This window comes from Pseudomonas sp. 382, from assembly GCF_002759075.1.
In the GTDB taxonomy this organism is placed as follows: Bacteria; Pseudomonadota; Gammaproteobacteria; order Pseudomonadales; family Pseudomonadaceae; genus Aquipseudomonas; species Aquipseudomonas vlassakiae.
Map to the genome: position 1 here is coordinate 23,115 of NZ_PEMX01000042.1, position 15,582 is coordinate 38,696.

A 15,582-nucleotide genomic window follows, 5' to 3' on the forward strand; every position below is an offset into this window, starting at 1 on the left:
AAGTGTAAGCCAGCTGGCAAAACTCGCCTAGCAAACCCAGGTAGCACTGTTGGGCTGATCGAGGTGGCGCGCCAGGTAATCGGCGAAGCGGCTGCGGCTGATGGCCCGGGCGCCCAGGCTATGCAGGTGGTTGGTGGGCATCTGGCAGTCGATCAGCACGAAGCCGGCCTGGCGCAGGTGTTCGACCAGCGTCACGAAGCCGACCTTGGAGGCATTGTCGGCGCGGCTGAACATCGACTCGCCGAAGAACAGTTGGCCGATGGCCAGGCCATACAGGCCGCCGACCAGCACGCCGTCTGCGCGCACTTCTACCGAATGGGCAATACCGCGCCGGTGCAGTTCGCAGTAGGCATTGCGCATGGTGTCGGTGATCCAGGTGCCGTCGGCGTAGTCGCGCGGGGCAGCGCAGGCGGCAATCACCGCCGGGAAGTCGGTGTCGAAGCTGACCTGGTAGCGGCCCTGGCGCATCAGTTTCGCCAGCGAGCGCGAGACGTGCAGCTCGTCAGGGAACAGCACCGTGCGCGGGTCAGGTGACCACCAGAGAATCGGCTGGCCGTCCTGATACCAGGGGAAGCAGCCATGCCGGTAGGCCTGCTCCAGGCGCTCGGGGCTCAGGTCGCCGCCAGCGGCAAGCAAACCGTTGGGGTCGTGCAGGGCCTTTTCCAGGGGTGGGAAGGTCAGCGAGTCGCGGGTTAGCCAGGTGAGCATGGTCTATCGTGCGGTGGGGGAGGGGAGAGGGCAGCATGGCTTGCAGGGCTTGCGGGGTCAATGCTGGCAGGCTCAGCAGTTATTGGCTGGCAGCAGAATAGGCAATTTCCTACACATTCATGAAGGCATAGGCACCATCCGCTACATTTGCTGTCACACCTGTGCAAAAACACAGCATAAGCCTTTGTCACAGAAGGCAATGCATGCTCAAATTGCACCTATACGAAAGTCGCCCCCACTCGAGCTCCATACGGCGTGCCGTCATGGCGGCTGGCGGGCAGTAATGTTAAAAGTAGTGGTTCATTGGCCAGACACCGGCCGATCACTACTGGACGCGCAGCACGCGCAGGAATAGACGCGTTTTGAAGAAATCCACCGCAACTCCAGCTCCTTTGCCTGTGCCCCTGTGGCGGCAGCAGCTGCATTACCGCCTCAAGGAAGGTGCGTTGATCGCTGTCGGCGCCCTGTGCCTGTACCTGTGGATGGCACTGCTGACCTACGACACGTCGGACCCGGGCTTCAGCCATACCAGCAACATCGACCAGGTGCAGAATGCCGCCGGGCGTGCCGGCGCGTACTTTGCCGACATCCTGTTCATGGTGCTCGGCTACTTCGCCTATATCTTCCCGTTGCTGCTGGCGATCAAGACCTGGCAGATCTTCCGCGAACGGCACCAGCCGTGGCAATGGAGCGGCTGGCTGTTCTCCTGGCGGCTGATCGGCCTGGTGTTCCTGGTGCTGTCGGGCGCGGCGCTGGCGCATATCCATTTCCACCCGCCGGCGAGCCTGCCGTTTTCCGCGGGCGGTGCGCTGGGCGAAAGCCTCGGCGACCTGGCGCGCAATCTGCTGAACGTGCAGGGCAGCACCCTGATGTTCATTGCCCTGTTCCTGTTCGGCCTGACCGTGTTCACCGACCTGTCATGGTTCAAGGTGATGGACATGACCGGCAAGATCACCCTCGACCTGTTCGAACTGGTTCAGGGCGCGGCCAGCCGCTGGTGGGAGGCACGCAACGAGCGCAAGCGCCTGGAGGCGCAACTGCGTGAAGTGGACGACCCGGTGTTCGATCTGGGGTCGAAGGCCAGCGACAAGCGTGAACCAGCCAAACCGGCGCTGCGCGAGCGCATCTTCAAGCGTGAGGAAACGCCGGCCCAGCCCGTCGAGCCGCGTGAACCGACCCTTTCCCGTGAACCGACACTCGCCCGCGAGCCTGTGGTGCCTCGCGAACCAACCCTCGCCCGCGAACCTGTCGTGCCGCGTGAGCCCGTGGTCTCCCGCGAGCAGCCAGCAGCGGCCCCGACCATTGTGCCCCCGGCCGCGGCAAGGGCGCCGGAGCCGAGCAAGCGGGTCATGAAGGAAAAACAGGCGCCGCTGTTCGTCGACAGCGCCGTAGAGGGGACCCTGCCGTCGATTTCCATCCTCGACCCGGCCGAACAGAAGAAGATCGAGTACTCGCCAGAGTCCCTGGCCGGTGTCGGCCAGTTGCTGGAAATCAAGCTCAAGGAGTTCGGCGTGGAAGTCTCGGTGGACTCCATCCACCCGGGCCCGGTGATTACCCGTTACGAAATCCAGCCGGCCGCTGGCGTGAAAGTCAGCCGCATTGCCAACCTGGCCAAGGACCTGGCGCGTTCCCTGGCGGTGACCAGCGTGCGGGTGGTCGAGGTCATCCCCGGCAAGACCACCGTGGGTATCGAGATCCCCAACGAAAACCGGCAGATGGTGCGCTTCTCGGAAGTGCTCGCGACGCCGCAGTACGACGAGCAGAAATCGCCGGTCACCCTGGCTCTGGGCCACGACATCGGCGGCAAGCCGGTGATCACCGACCTGGCCAAGATGCCGCACCTGCTGGTGGCCGGTACTACCGGTTCCGGTAAGTCGGTGGGTGTCAACGCGATGATCCTGTCGATCCTGTTCAAGTCCAGCCCGGAAGACGCGCGGCTGATCATGATCGACCCGAAAATGCTCGAGCTGTCGATCTACGAGGGCATCCCGCACCTGCTGTGCCCGGTGGTCACCGACATGAAGGACGCCGCCAACGCCCTGCGCTGGAGCGTGGCCGAGATGGAGCGGCGTTACAAGCTGATGGCGGCCATGGGCGTGCGTAACCTGGCCGGCTTCAACCGCAAGATCAAGGACGCCCAGGAAGCTGGCGAGATCATCCACGACCCGCTGTACCGCCGCGAGAGCATGGACGACGAGCCGCCAGCACTGAAGACCCTGCCGACCATCGTCGTGGTGGTCGACGAATTTGCCGACATGATGATGATCGTCGGCAAGAAGGTCGAAGAGCTGATCGCCCGTATCGCCCAGAAGGCACGGGCCGCCGGTATCCACCTGATCCTCGCCACCCAGCGCCCGTCGGTGGACGTGATCACCGGCCTGATCAAGGCCAACATCCCGACCCGCATGGCGTTCCAGGTGTCGAGCAAGATCGACTCGCGGACCATCATCGACCAGGGCGGCGCCGAACAGTTGCTTGGCCACGGTGACATGCTGTACATGCCGCCGGGCACCAGCCTGCCCATCCGTGTGCACGGTGCGTTCGTCTCCGACGATGAAGTGCACCGCACGGTCGAGGCGTGGAAGCTGCGTGGCGCGCCGGACTACAACGATGACATCCTCAATGGCGTCGAAGAGGCCGGTAGCGGCTTCGATGGCGGCGGCGGCGGCGGGGGCGATGGTGACGATGCCGAAACCGATGCCCTGTATGATGAGGCCGTGCAGTTCGTGCTGGAAAGCCGCCGCGCTTCCATCTCGGCCGTACAGCGCAAGCTCAAGATCGGCTACAACCGCGCCGCGCGGATGATCGAGTCGATGGAGATGGCCGGCGTGGTCACCCCGATGAACAGCAACGGCTCGCGGGAAGTGATTGCCCCGGGTGGCCCGCGCGACTGATGAACACCTTGCCGGGCGCCAACGGTGGCGCCCGGCCTTTTCAATGCTCAATGAGGATTCCCATGCGCGCGATTCGCATGCTGTTGGTTTCTGCCCTGACCCTGGGCTCGGTTACTGCTTATGCCGGTGAGCAAGATGTACAACGCCTGACCCAGTTGCTGGAAAAATCCCAGACCATCGAGGCCAACTTCTCCCAGCTGACCCTCGACGCGGGCGGTACCAGCCTGCAGGAAACGTCCGGCAAGATGACTGTGAAGCGCCCGGGCCTGTTCTACTGGCACACCAATGCGCCGCAGGAGCAGGTAGTGGTGTCCGACGGCAAGAACGTCACCTTGTGGGACCCGGACCTGGAGCAGGCGACCATCAAGAAGCTCGACCAGCGCCTGAACCAGACCCCGGCACTGCTGCTGTCCGGTGACGTGTCGAAGATCAGCCAGAGCTTCGACATCACCTCCAAGGAGCAGGGCGACGTGATGGACTTCACCCTCAAGCCAAAGACCAAGGACACCCTGTTCGACTCGCTGCGCGTGTCGTTCCGCAAAGGCTTGATCAACGACATGCAGCTGATCGACAGCGTCGGCCAGCGCACCAACATCCTGTTCAATGGCGTCAAGGCCAACCAGGCGGTGCCGGACAACCAGTTCAAGTTCGACATTCCCAAAGGCGCCGACGTCATCAAGGAGTAAGCAGAGCTCGCCATGGACCTGTTTCGGAGCGAACCCGTCGCCCAGCCTCTGGCGGCCCGCCTGCGCCCGTCCAACCTGGACGAATACGTCGGCCAGGAGCACCTGCTGGCGCGCGGCAAACCGCTGCGCGAGGCGCTGGAGCAGGGTGCGCTGCACTCGATGATCTTCTGGGGGCCGCCGGGGGTGGGCAAGACCACCCTGGCGCGGCTGCTGGCGCATTTCTGCGATGCGCACTTCGAAACGGTCTCGGCGGTGTTGGCGGGGGTCAAGGAGATCCGCCAGGCCGTCGAAGTGGCCAAGCAGCAGGCCGGCCAGTATGGCCGACGCACCATTCTGTTCGTCGACGAAGTGCACCGTTTCAACAAGTCCCAGCAGGATGCCTTTCTGCCCTACGTCGAAGACGGCACGCTACTGTTCATCGGTGCTACCACCGAGAATCCCTCGTTCGAACTGAACAACGCCCTGCTGTCGCGGGCGCGGGTCTACGTGCTCAAGAGCCTGGACGAAGCGGCGCTGCGCAAGCTGGTCAACCGTGCGCTGACGGAAGAGCGCGGGCTGGGCAAGCGCAACCTGCGCGTCGGTGACGACGCCTTCAAGATGCTCATGGCTGCCGCCGATGGCGATGGCCGGCGCATGCTCAACTTCCTGGAGAACGCTGCCGACCTTGCCGAAGATGGCAGCGAGATCGACGTCGAGATGCTGCAAAGCCTGCTCGGCGACAGCCGGCGGCGTTTCGACAAGGGCGGCGAGGCGTTCTACGACCAGATTTCCGCGCTGCACAAGTCGGTGCGCGGCTCCAACCCCGATGGCGCCCTGTACTGGTTCGCGCGCATGCTCGACGGCGGTTGCGACCCGCTGTACATCGCCCGTCGCGTCGTGCGCATGGCCAGCGAGGACATCGGCAACGCCGACCCGCGGGCCCTGAGCCTGTGCCTGGCCGCCTGGGACGTGCAGGAACGCCTGGGCAGCCCGGAAGGCGAGCTGGCGGTGGCCCAGGCCATCACCTACATCGCCTGCGCGCCGAAGAGCAATGCCGTCTACGTGGGCTTCAAGACCGCGTTGCGCGAGGCGGCCGAACATGGCTCGCTGGAGGTGCCGCTGCACCTGCGCAACGCGCCGACCAAGCTGATGAAACAATTGGGCTATGGCGAAGAATACCGCTACGCCCACGACGAGCCCGATGCCTATGCCGCTGGTGAGGATTACTTCCCCGAGGCGCTTGAGCCACGCCAGTACTACCAGCCCGTGCCGCGAGGCCTGGAGCTGAAGATCGGCGAGAAACTGCGCCACCTGGCCGAGCTTGACCGCAACAGCCCCCGCCAGCGGAGAAAACCATGATTGCCCTGATCGCTGCAGTCAGCGCCGGTGGTATTGCCGGGACCTTGCTACGCTTCGCCACCGCCAATTGGGTCGCGGCCAACTGGCCACGGCACTTCTATCTCGGTACGCTGGCGGTCAACCTGGCGGGTTGCCTGCTGATCGGCCTGCTTTACGGCCTGTTCCTGCACAAACCGCTGGCGCCGGTCGAACTGCGCGCCGGCCTGATCGTCGGCTTCCTCGGTGGCCTGACGACCTTTTCTTCCTTCTCGCTCGATACCGTGCGCCTGATCGAAAGTGGGCAAGTGCCCCTCGCCTTGGGCTATACCAGTATCAGCGTGGTGGGCGGGCTCCTGGCCACCTGGGCCGGCCTGTCCCTGACCCGATTCTGAACCAACACTTATCCATAACGAGAGAACGATATGCTCGATTCCAAACTGTTACGCGGCCAACTTCAGGAAGTGGCGGATCGCCTGGCCTCCCGTGGCTTCAGCCTGGATGTCGCGCGCATCGAATCACTGGAAGAGCGCCGCAAGGCGGTGCAGACCCGCACCGAGCAGCTGCAAGCCGAGCGTAACGCCCGTTCCAAGTCGATCGGCCAGGCCAAGGCCAAGGGCGAGGACATTGCCCCGCTGATGGCGGACGTGGAGCGCATGGCCAATGAACTGGCCGCTGGCAAGGTAGAGCTGGATGCTATCCAGGCCGAACTGGACAGCATCCTGCTGACCATCCCCAACCTGCCGGACGCCAGCGTACCGGTCGGTTCCAGCGAGGACGACAACGTAGAAGTGCGCCGCTGGGGCACGCCGACCGCCTTCGATTTCGAGATCAAGGACCACGTCGCCTTGGGTGAAGTCAGCGGTGGCCTGGACTTCGAAGCCGCGGCCAAGCTGTCTGGCGCGCGCTTTGCCGTGCTGCGCGGGCCGATTGCCCGCCTGCACCGCGCCCTGGCGCAGTTCATGATCAACCTGCACACCGGCGAGCACGGCTACGAGGAACACTACACCCCGTACCTGGTGCAGGCCCCGGCCCTGCAGGGCACTGGCCAGTTGCCGAAGTTCGAGGAAGACCTGTTCAAGATCACCCGCGAAGGCGAAGCTGACTTCTACCTGATCCCGACCGCCGAAGTGTCGCTGACCAACCTGGTTGCCGGCCAGATCCTCGACGCCAAGCAGTTGCCGTTGAAACTGGTTGCCCACACCCCTTGCTTCCGCAGTGAAGCCGGTGCGTCGGGCCGTGACACCCGTGGCATGATCCGCCAACACCAGTTCGACAAGGTCGAGATGGTTCAGGTCGTCGAACCGTCCAAGTCGATGGAAGCCCTGGAAAGCCTGACCGCCAACGCCGAGCGCGTCCTGCAGCTGCTGCAGCTGCCCTACCGCGTGCTGGCCCTGTGCACCGGCGACATGGGCTTTGGCGCTGTGAAGACCTACGACCTGGAAGTGTGGGTGCCGAGCCAGGACAAGTACCGCGAGATCAGCTCGTGCTCCAACTGCGGTGACTTCCAGGCACGCCGCATGCAGGCTCGCTGGCGCAATCCGGAAACCGGCAAGCCAGAGCTGGTGCATACCCTCAACGGTTCTGGACTGGCCGTAGGCCGTACCCTGGTCGCGGTGCTGGAAAACTACCAGCAGGCCGACGGTTCGATCCGCGTACCGGACGTGCTGAAGCCGTACATGGGCGGCGTCGAGGTCATCCGCTAAATGGATTACCTGCCGCTGTTCCACAAGCTGCAGGGCGGCCGGGTGCTGGTCGTCGGCGGCGGTGAGATCGCCTTGCGCAAGGCGCGCCTGCTGGCTGATGCCGGCGCCGCGCTGCGCGTGGTGGCGCCGGACATCGACGGTCAGCTGGCCGCGTTGGCCCGGGAAGGTGGCGGTGAGGTGCTGGTGCGTGGCTATCAGGCGGCCGACCTGGTCGGTTGCCGACTGGTGATCGCGGCCACCGACGACCCTGGGCTCAACGCCCAGGTGTCGGCGGACGCACAGGCGCTGAGCCTGCCGGTCAACGTGGTGGATGCGCCGGCGCTGTGCACGGTGATCTTCCCGGCCATCGTCGACCGTTCCCCGTTGGTGATCGCGGTGTCCAGTGGCGGTGACGCCCCGGTGTTGGCGCGCTTGATTCGCGCCAAGCTGGAGGCCTGGATTCCGTCGGCTTATGGTGAGCTGGCCGGGCTGGCAGCGCGCTTCCGGCACAAGGTCAAATCCCTGTACCCGGATGTCAATCAGCGCCGAGGCTTCTGGGAAACCGTGTTCCAGGGGCCGATTGCCGAACGCCAGCTGGCCGGACAGGGCGCCGAGGCCGAGCGCCTGTTGCAGGCGATGGTCGAAGGTGCCCCGGTGCAGCAGGGCGGTGAGGTGTATCTGGTGGGGGCCGGGCCGGGTGATCCGGACTTGCTGACCTTCCGTGCCTTGCGCCTGATGCAGCAGGCCGACGTGGTGCTGTACGACCGCCTGGTGGCACCCGCGATCATCGAGATGTGCCGGCGTGATGCCGAGCGTATCTACGTTGGCAAGCGCCGCGCCGACCATGCCGTGCCGCAGGACCAGATCAACCGCCTGCTGGTCGACCTCGCCCAGCAGGGCAAGCGTGTGTTGCGCCTCAAGGGCGGCGACCCGTTCATCTTCGGCCGCGGTGGCGAAGAGATCGAAGAGCTGGCCGAGCACGGCATTCCGTTCCAGGTGGTACCGGGGATTACCGCGGCCAGTGGTTGCTCCGCCTATGGCGGCATTCCGCTGACTCACCGTGACTATGCCCAGTCGGTGCGTTTCGTCACCGGGCACCTCAAGGATGGCACCAGCAACCTGCCGTGGGATGACCTGGTGGCGCCGGCCCAGACCCTGGTGTTTTACATGGGGCTGGTGGGGTTGCCGACCATCTGTGCCGAGCTGATTCGCCATGGGCGGGCGGCGAGCACGCCGGCGGCACTGGTGCAGCAGGGCACTACGCGCAATCAGCGGGTGTTCACCGGTACCTTGGCGGATTTGCCGGAGCTGGTGGCTCGGCATGAAGTGCATGCGCCGACCCTGGTGATTGTCGGGGAAGTGGTGCAGTTGCGCGACAAGCTGGCCTGGTTCGAAGGTTCGCAACACAGCTGAAATCGTTGGGGCCGCTCTGCGGCCCTTTCGCGACACAAGGCCGCTCCTACAGGAAACGCGTATCCCCTGTAGGAGCGGCCTTGTGTCGCGAAAGGGCTGCAAAGCAGCCCCAGCGATCTCAACCCTGGTAGATCCCTTTCCCCACCAACCGCTCCCGATCATGGGGCAGGTTGAAGTCCTGCAACGGCCCCTTGGGCACGATGCCGTTCGGGTTGATGGTCTTGTGGCTCATGTAGTAATGCTTCTGGATATGTTCCATATCCACCGTCCCAGCCACTCCCGGCCACTGGTACAGCTCGCGTAGCCAGTTGGACAGGTTGTGGTAGTCGCTCAACCGCCGCAGGTTGCACTTGAAGTGCCCGTGGTACACCGCATCGAAACGCACCAAGGTCGTGAACAGGCGCACATCGGCCTCGGTCAGGTACTCGCCAGCGAGGTAGCGATTGCGGCCCAGCAGCGCTTCCAGATGATCCAGCTCGTTGAATACCTCATCGAACGCCGCCTCGTAGGCATCCTGCGTGGTGGCGAAGCCTGCGCGGTACACGCCGTTGTTCACCGCCGGGTAGATGCGTTCGTTCAACGCCTCGATGGTCGGGCGCAGTGGCTCCGGGTACAGGTCCAAGGTATTGCCGGTCAGCTCGTTGAACGCGCTGTTGAAGATGCGGATGATCTCCGACGACTCGTTGTTGACGATGCGTTTCTCTTGCTTGTCCCACAGCACGGGCACGGTCACGCGGCCGGTGTAGTGCGGGTCGTCCTGGGTGTAGCGCTGGTGCAGATACTGCAGGGCATCGAGGTGGTCGCCGGTGGAGCCTTGCTGCTGGTCGAAGGTCCAGCCATGGTCCTGCATCAACCAACTGACCACCGACACGTCGATCAGCGGCTCAAGGCCTTTGAGGGCGCGGAAGATCAGGGTGCGGTGGGCCCATGGGCAGGCCAGTGAAACGTACAGGTGATAACGGCCGGCTTCTGGCGCGGGCAGTTGATTGCGGCGCTGGGCGTTTTCCCGTTTGAAGGTGCCGTCCTTGCCGTTTTCGTACCACTGGTCATGCCAGCGACCGTCGATCAAAAGGCCCATGGTGAGCTCCTCGGAAACAAAGTTGTTTGTCGTTGGAGCCCAGTCTAGGGCAAATCGTTCGAATAACTAGCGCAAAGACCGCACCCTTATAATCTATTTATTCGATTGGTTGCGAGCGGCCCAGTAACCACGTGCGGTGGCGAAAGCCTGTTCGCGCTCCTGGCCCAGGCCACGCAGCGCCAGGGCCATGGTCGCCACCACGGCCATTTCGCCGTAGCTGTCCTCGGCTTCGCCACGCCACACCGCCAGTAGCTGCTCGGGCTGCAGGCTCGGTGGTTTTACATGGCGGCGTTCGCTCAGCGCCGGCCATTCCTCGTCCCAGGCTTCGCCTGCACTGGTGCCGTAGAGGTGGCTAATGACATCCGGGTTGACCTCGATCTCGCCGCCATCACCCTTGATCACTACGGCATGGTCGCCGAGCAGGCGGCTGGCTTCACGGTGCACCGCCTGGTAACCAGGGTGGAAGATGCTCTGCAGGCCGCAGCGCGCAGCCAGTGGATTCAGCACCCGCGCCAGGGAATGGATGGGCGAGCGCAGGCCCAGCGTGTTGCGCAGATCGATCATCCGCTGCAGCTGTGGCGCCCAATCATGCAGCGGAGCGAAGGCCAGGCGATGCTGGTCGAGGGCCTGGCTGACCGCTGCCCAGTCGCGGCAAAGCGGGATCTCCAGCAGCGCCAGCAGCTGTTCGGTGTACAGGCGCCCGGCGGTATGTGCGCCGCCGCCGTGCATGAGGATGCGCACACCGTTGGCGGCCAGGCACTTGGCGCTCAGCAGGTACCAGGGCAGATGGCGCTTCTTGCCGGCGTAGGTCGGCCAGTCGATATCCACGGCGATACGCGGCACTTGCAGGTGCGCACGCAGGGCTTCGGTGAAGCCGGCGAGTTCTTCTGCGCTCTCTTCCTTGTGCCGCAGCAACATCAGGAAGGCACCGAGCTGGGTATCTTCGACCTTGCCTTCGAGCAGCAGGGTCATGGCGGCGCGGGCTTCCTCGCGGGTCAGGCCGCGGGCGCCGCGTTTGCCTTTGCCAAGGATGCGCACGAATTCGGCGAACGGGTGTTCGGCCGGTGTTTCCAGGGTCAGCGGGCGGGCGTCGGTCATATGCAATTGGTCGGCTTGGGCAGGCCCGCCAGCTTGGCGGCGAGTTTGGCGGGGGTGCCATTGAACAGGCGGTTTAGGTGCGGGCTGTTGCCTTTTTCCGTGCCCAGCTTGAGCGCGGCGTACTTGATCAGAGGGCGGGTGGCCGGCGACAGCTGGTATTCGTCGTAGAACTGGCGCAGCAGTTCGAGGATTTCCCAGTGGTCGGCGGTCAGGGCGATGCTTTCGCGCTCGGCCAGGGCTTCGGCGACGGGGCGCGACCAGTCTTGCAGGTCGACCAGGAAGCCATCCTTGTCCAGGGCGATGGCGCGATCGCCAACATTCAGCGTACTCATAGCCAGCTGTTGACCTTGCCGTAGTGCAGTGACAGCTCGACGAAGGCCTGGTAATTCACGGCCTCGGCCAGCGCGCTGCTGATGCCACGGGCCAGCAGGTCTTCGTCGAGGGCGAACAGGCGCCGTGCCAGGTTGGCAGCTTGCAGTTGGCGCTGGCTGTCACTGCCGTCGCGCAGCGCATAGACCGCATCGCCGCACAGCAGCACGCCATCGTCAGCGCCCAGCAGGCGCAGGCAGCTGTCCAGGCGCTCGTCGCCGAACGGGGAGTGGGATAACACGTGCAGGGTTGGCATCAGAGCGTCACCACTTGGTCGAAACGGGCAATCAGGGCCTGCAGGGCGGCGTTGTCCAGCACTTCCACCGGCAGCTCCAGGCCGTCGGCGGCAAGGCCACGCCGCGCCAGGCTGTGCTGGCAGGCAAACAGCTCTTCGACGCCAAACATCGGCAGCGCCTGCAGGTTGGCGGCGAGGTTCTTCTGCTCCACGGCGGCAGGTTGCTGACCGGGTGCCAACTGGAACACGCCGTCATCGAGGAACAGCATGGCCAGCGGCAGATCGAAGGCGCCGCCGGCCAGGGCGATGTCCAGTGCTTCGCGGGCAGCCGGGCCGTTCCAAGGTGCCTGGCGGCTGATGATCAACATGGATTTGGCCATTTCAGTCGCCTCCGAAACAGACCAGGCGGTCGGCATTTTGAGCGGCTTCGTGCAGCTGGCCGAGGCCAGACAACTCCCACGGCTTGGGCAGGTTGACCGCCGGGCGTTGGTAGCGGTTGGCTTCGGCGTCATCGAGCACGCCGCGGCGCAGCGCGGCGGCGATGCACACCACTGCATCGAGGCGTTTTACTTCGATGAAGGTCCGCCATTGGGCGGCGATGTCCTGTTCATCCTGGGGTGCGACTACGTTGGCCGAGGCACTGTGTACCCCGTCCTGATAGAAGAACAGCCGGGCAATCTCATGCCCGCCAGCCAGCACTGCCTCGGCGAAGCGCAAGGCGCGGCGCGAAGAGGGCGCATGGGCCGGGGAAAAAACCGCGATAGCGAATTTCATGGATAACTCGTGCAAAGGAATGCCGCCATGATAAAGCAAAAAGCCCGCGCAAGTGGGCGCGGGCTTTGTCGGCGGGGCAGGTGCGGATCAGGCGTTTTCCTTGCTTTCCGGCAGGAACCAGTTGAGCACCAGGGCGCAGATGCCCCCTGTGGCCACACCCGACTCCAGCACATTGCGGATGGCAGCAGGCATGTGCGCGAGGAACTCCGGCACCTGCGCCACGCCCAGGCCCAGTGCCAGCGACACGGCGATGATCAGCAGGGCGCGACGGTCCAGGCGAGTACTGGCCAGAATATTGATGCCCGACGCGGCCACCGCGCCGAACATGACCATGGCCGCACCACCCAGCACTGGCTCAGGCACTGCCTGAATCACCCCGGCCACGCTCGGAAACAGCCCCAGCAGCACCAGCATCACGGCAATCCAGATACCGATATGGCGGCTGGCAATGCCGGTCAGCTGAATCACGCCGTTGTTCTGGGCAAAAATCGAGCTGGGGAAGGTGTTGAACAGGCCAGCCAGCAGCGAGTTGGCGCCGTTGACCAGCACCCCGCCCTTGATGCGCGACATCCACAGCGGGCCTTCGACCGGTTGGCGCGAAACCTTGCTGGTGGCGGTGACATCACCGATGGCTTCCAGCGAAGTCACCAGGTAGATCACCAGCATCGGGATGAACAACGCCCAGGAGAAGCCCAGGCCGAAATGCAGCGGCATCGGCACCTGGAACAGCGCGGCTTCGTGCATGCCGGTGAAGTCCAGGCGTCCGAGGTAACTGGCCAGGGCATAGCCGACTGCCAGGGCAATGACGATCGCGCAGCTGCGCATCCATACCACCGGGATGCGGTTGAGGATCACGATAACCGCCAGCACAGCACCCGACAGCATCAGGTTTTCGCCGTTGGCGAAGGTGCCATTGGCCATGGCGCCGAAACCGCCACCCATGCTGATAAGGCCGACCTTGATCAGGGTCAGGCCGATCATCAGCACCACGATGCCGGTCACCAGTGGGGTGATCAGGCGTTTGACGAACGGCAGGATCCGCGACACGCCCATTTCGACGAACGAGCCGGCAATCACTACGCCGAAGATCGCCGCCATCACGCTTTCCACCGGCGTACCTTGCTTGACCATCAGCGCGCCGCCGGCAATCAGTGGCCCAACGAAGTTGAAACTGGTGCCCTGCACGATCAGCAGCCCGGCACCGAACGGGCCGAAGCGCTTGCACTGGACGAAAGTGGCGATACCGGAGATCACCAGCGACATGGAGACGATGAGGTTGGTATCGCGAGCCGAAACACCCAGCGCCTGGCAGATCAGCAGGCCAGGGGTCACGATCGGCACGATGATCGCCAGCAGATGTTGCAGGGCTGCCAGCAGGCCGATCAACAGCCGTGGCTTGTCCTCAAGGCCAAGTACCAGTTCGTTTGCAGGCGCCGCCGCGCTTGGGCTGTGTTCGTGTGAGCTCATCAGTGAAGCTGCCCCGGAAGAAAAAGGAGCGCATTCTACGGGCAGAAGTGCGATTGCGGTAGGGGAATGCACGATGGCGGCATGATCGCCGACCATTAACTAGATTTATTGACTTTTAAGTCAATGTCCAAGCCCGCAACATTTCCAGCGCCCAAAGAAAAGCCCGCCGAAGCGGGCTTTCCCAAGCAGCAATCAATCAGTCATCACGACCCATGATGCCAAACAGCTGCAGCAAGCTGATGAAAAGGTTGTAGATCGACACATACAGGCTGATGGTCGCCATGATGTAGTTCCGCTCACCGCCATGAATGATCGCGCTGGTCTGGAACAGAATGCAGACCGACGAGAACAGCACGAAGCCGGCGCTGATTGCAAGTTGCAGGCCGCTGATCTGGAAGAAGAAGCTCGCGACCACGGCACCCAGCAGCACAAAGAAACCAGCGGTAATGAAACCGCTGAGGAAGCTCATGTCCTTGCGGGTGATCAGCACGTACGCCGACAGGCCACCAAACACCAGCGCAGTCATGGCAAACGCCGAGCTGACCACTTCAGCGCCACCGGCCATGCCCAGGTACCGGTTGAGGATCGGGCCGAGAATGAAGCCCATGAAGCCGGTGAGGGCGAAGGTGGAAACCAGGCCCCAGACCGAATCACGCAGTTTGGCAGTGAGGAAGAACAGCCCGTAGAAGCCTATGAGCACGACGAACACATTCGGGTAACCGACGCGCATCTGCTGGGCAACGAAGGCCATGACACCGCTGAAGGCGAGGGTGAGTGCCAGCAGGCTGTAGGTGTTGCGCAGGACCTTGCTGACCTCCTGCTGCTCGGCTTGCTGGCCGTGGTGTACGGCATAATCCTGTTCGCGCATGGCGACACTCCTTATGAATCCATGGTTTTGGACGTTCAGATGCAAGCAGTCTAACAGACGCTCCGCAAGCCGCGACACAGAGAGTTTGACAGCTTGTTTCATTACGGTATCATGGCGGCCGCAAAACGAGCTGGAAGCGTGGCCGAGTGGTTTAAGGCAACGGTCTTGAAAACCGTCGATGGGCAACTATCCTAGAGTTCTTATCTCAGGTAGTCCCCAGATGCACACTTCAGGATACCCTCAGAATTGCATCGGGGAATTGGCAGAGTGGTTGAATGCACCGGTCTTGAAAACCGGCGAACGTGAGAGCGTTCCCAGGGTTCGAATCCCTGGTTCCCCGCCAAACACAAGCGAATCAAGGGCCAGAGAGATCTGAGCCCTTTTTTTGTGCCTATTTTTACCCTTCCTCCTTTGGCGCAAGCGTCCCTTATCCAAGCATGCACGTGAGTCAACTGCTCTCGGATGCACACTAATGCATACCTCTGACCCCGAGAGTCCTATCAGAATCCCAACTGCACACTTGCTATCCGCCCGAACTGATAGAAAAGACGCATAGCAGTGCTTAGGGGGATCCTGCTAAGTGTGAAATTCCAATCCTCAGTGCGACTCTGGATCCCTCGGAACCTATGAAAACCTTGGGCAGCGTCATCCAACAAGCTGCCCAATCCAGCATGTTTTGACTTCGGATTTTTTCTAAGCAGGTCAGTCACGACACGAAGTCGGGTCGAAATCTACTCAATACTCGGGCTCGACATTCGTCCTAGGCTCTGTACGAAAAGAGATGTCGCAAACACCGCATGGAGCAAGCCAGTGAGACCATGGCGGCATAACTTTTCGCGAGCTTGTCGAAGCGGGTCACGATTCGGCGGTTCTCTTTCAGCCAGCCGAACATGCGCTCGATGATGTTGCGCTGTCGGTATTTGGGCCGGTCAAACAGTCTTGGTAAGCCAGGCTTGGGCTTGCGCTTCATCGAGCGCAGCGGGATGACGGGTT

16 protein-coding genes and 1 tRNA gene are annotated in these 15,582 nt (G+C 63.1%); 7 read left to right on the forward strand and 10 right to left on the reverse strand.

Features of this window, described 5'->3' with window-relative positions; translation table 11 throughout:
- Nucleotides 1–27 precede the first annotated feature (27 nt).
- Nucleotides 28–708, reverse strand: coding sequence for a leucyl/phenylalanyl-tRNA--protein transferase (aat, locus tag CQW31_RS27735; protein WP_054886816.1), 681 nt, complete (start codon nt 706–708; stop codon nt 28–30).
- Nucleotides 709–1,070: 362 nt separating this feature from the next.
- Between aat and CQW31_RS27740 the strand changes: the two genes are divergently transcribed.
- From CQW31_RS27740 to cysG, 6 genes are all read left to right on the forward strand, one after another.
- Complete coding sequence (locus CQW31_RS27740) at nt 1,071–3,602, forward strand: DNA translocase FtsK (RefSeq protein WP_178075594.1); 2,532 nt, start codon at nt 1,071–1,073, stop codon at nt 3,600–3,602.
- Nucleotides 3,603–3,664: 62 nt separating this feature from the next.
- Nucleotides 3,665–4,288 (forward strand): outer membrane lipoprotein chaperone LolA, encoded by a 624-nt coding sequence (lolA, locus tag CQW31_RS27745; RefSeq protein ID WP_099815920.1) that lies wholly within the window; start codon nt 3,665–3,667, stop codon nt 4,286–4,288.
- A gap of 12 nt (nt 4,289–4,300) precedes the next feature.
- Nucleotides 4,301–5,626, forward strand: coding sequence for a replication-associated recombination protein A (locus CQW31_RS27750; RefSeq protein ID WP_054886813.1), 1,326 nt, complete (start codon nt 4,301–4,303; stop codon nt 5,624–5,626).
- Complete coding sequence (crcB, locus tag CQW31_RS27755) at nt 5,623–5,997, forward strand: fluoride efflux transporter CrcB (protein WP_054886812.1); 375 nt, start codon at nt 5,623–5,625, stop codon at nt 5,995–5,997. The genes CQW31_RS27750 and crcB overlap by 4 nt, the downstream gene beginning before the upstream one ends.
- 30 nt (nt 5,998–6,027) lie before the next feature.
- Complete coding sequence (gene serS / locus CQW31_RS27760) at nt 6,028–7,308, forward strand: serine--tRNA ligase (protein WP_099815921.1); 1,281 nt, start codon at nt 6,028–6,030, stop codon at nt 7,306–7,308.
- On the forward strand, nt 7,309–8,700 hold the full coding sequence (gene cysG / locus CQW31_RS27765) for a siroheme synthase CysG (protein ID WP_099815922.1): 1,392 nt from the start codon (nt 7,309–7,311) through the stop codon (nt 8,698–8,700).
- Between the two features lie 118 nt (nt 8,701–8,818).
- Here cysG and CQW31_RS27770 read toward each other — a convergent pair whose 3' ends face one another.
- From CQW31_RS27770 to CQW31_RS27805, 8 genes are all read right to left on the reverse strand, one after another.
- Nucleotides 8,819–9,778: a glutathione S-transferase family protein gene (locus CQW31_RS27770; protein ID WP_054886809.1), complete on the reverse strand. Its 960-nt coding sequence runs from the start codon at nt 9,776–9,778 to the stop codon at nt 8,819–8,821.
- Nucleotides 9,779–9,871: 93 nt separating this feature from the next.
- A complete protein-coding gene (locus tag CQW31_RS27775; protein WP_371263268.1) occupies nt 9,872–10,858 on the reverse strand; it encodes a glycosyl transferase family protein in 987 nt (328 codons plus the stop codon).
- A gap of 14 nt (nt 10,859–10,872) precedes the next feature.
- Nucleotides 10,873–11,208: a TusE/DsrC/DsvC family sulfur relay protein gene (locus tag CQW31_RS27780; protein ID WP_054886807.1), complete on the reverse strand. Its 336-nt coding sequence runs from the start codon at nt 11,206–11,208 to the stop codon at nt 10,873–10,875.
- A complete protein-coding gene (tusB, locus tag CQW31_RS27785) occupies nt 11,205–11,501 on the reverse strand; it encodes a sulfurtransferase complex subunit TusB (protein WP_099815923.1) in 297 nt (98 codons plus the stop codon). The genes CQW31_RS27780 and tusB overlap by 4 nt, the downstream gene beginning before the upstream one ends.
- Nucleotides 11,501–11,860, reverse strand: coding sequence for a sulfurtransferase complex subunit TusC (gene tusC / locus CQW31_RS27790; RefSeq protein WP_054886805.1), 360 nt, complete (start codon nt 11,858–11,860; stop codon nt 11,501–11,503). Before tusC ends, tusB begins: the two co-directional genes overlap by 1 nt.
- Before the next feature lies 1 nt (nt 11,861).
- Entirely contained in the window at nt 11,862–12,254 is a 393-nt protein-coding gene (gene tusD / locus CQW31_RS27795; protein ID WP_054886804.1) for a sulfurtransferase complex subunit TusD, read from the reverse strand.
- A gap of 87 nt (nt 12,255–12,341) precedes the next feature.
- The gene (locus tag CQW31_RS27800; protein WP_099815924.1) at nt 12,342–13,721 is read right to left on the reverse strand and encodes a nucleobase:cation symporter-2 family protein; all 1,380 of its coding nucleotides are present in this window, start codon (nt 13,719–13,721) and stop codon (nt 12,342–12,344) included.
- A 196-nt stretch (nt 13,722–13,917) separates the two neighbouring features.
- A complete protein-coding gene (locus CQW31_RS27805) occupies nt 13,918–14,589 on the reverse strand; it encodes a Bax inhibitor-1/YccA family protein (protein ID WP_027919754.1) in 672 nt (223 codons plus the stop codon).
- A 253-nt stretch (nt 14,590–14,842) separates the two neighbouring features.
- Between CQW31_RS27805 and CQW31_RS27810 the strand changes: the two genes are divergently transcribed.
- Nucleotides 14,843–14,932: transfer RNA gene (locus CQW31_RS27810), tRNA-Ser, on the forward strand.
- Nucleotides 14,933–15,349: 417 nt separating this feature from the next.
- Here the strand turns inward: CQW31_RS27810 and CQW31_RS27815 are convergent.
- On the reverse strand, nt 15,350–15,582 hold a 233-nt coding region (locus CQW31_RS27815), incomplete at its 5' end, for a transposase (RefSeq protein ID WP_143524263.1).

Bases quoted from the DNA above. Each gene is read 5' to 3' on its own strand.
- aat (WP_054886816.1), bottom strand. From the start codon at position 708: ATGCTCACCTGGCTAACCCGCGACTCGCTGACCTTCCCACCCCTGGAA.
- lolA (WP_099815920.1), top strand. From the start codon at position 3,665: ATGCGCGCGATTCGCATGCTGTTGGTTTCTGCCCTGACCCTGGGCTCG.
- CQW31_RS27750 (WP_054886813.1), top strand. From the start codon at position 4,301: ATGGACCTGTTTCGGAGCGAACCCGTCGCCCAGCCTCTGGCGGCCCGC.
- crcB (WP_054886812.1), top strand. From the start codon at position 5,623: ATGATTGCCCTGATCGCTGCAGTCAGCGCCGGTGGTATTGCCGGGACC.
- serS (WP_099815921.1), top strand. From the start codon at position 6,028: ATGCTCGATTCCAAACTGTTACGCGGCCAACTTCAGGAAGTGGCGGAT.
- cysG (WP_099815922.1), top strand. From the start codon at position 7,309: ATGGATTACCTGCCGCTGTTCCACAAGCTGCAGGGCGGCCGGGTGCTG.
- CQW31_RS27770 (WP_054886809.1), bottom strand. From the start codon at position 9,778: ATGGGCCTTTTGATCGACGGTCGCTGGCATGACCAGTGGTACGAAAAC.
- CQW31_RS27780 (WP_054886807.1), bottom strand. From the start codon at position 11,208: ATGAGTACGCTGAATGTTGGCGATCGCGCCATCGCCCTGGACAAGGAT.
- tusB (WP_099815923.1), bottom strand. From the start codon at position 11,501: ATGCCAACCCTGCACGTGTTATCCCACTCCCCGTTCGGCGACGAGCGC.
- tusC (WP_054886805.1), bottom strand. From the start codon at position 11,860: ATGGCCAAATCCATGTTGATCATCAGCCGCCAGGCACCTTGGAACGGC.
- tusD (WP_054886804.1), bottom strand. From the start codon at position 12,254: ATGAAATTCGCTATCGCGGTTTTTTCCCCGGCCCATGCGCCCTCTTCG.
- CQW31_RS27800 (WP_099815924.1), bottom strand. From the start codon at position 13,721: ATGAGCTCACACGAACACAGCCCAAGCGCGGCGGCGCCTGCAAACGAA.
- CQW31_RS27805 (WP_027919754.1), bottom strand. From the start codon at position 14,589: ATGCGCGAACAGGATTATGCCGTACACCACGGCCAGCAAGCCGAGCAG.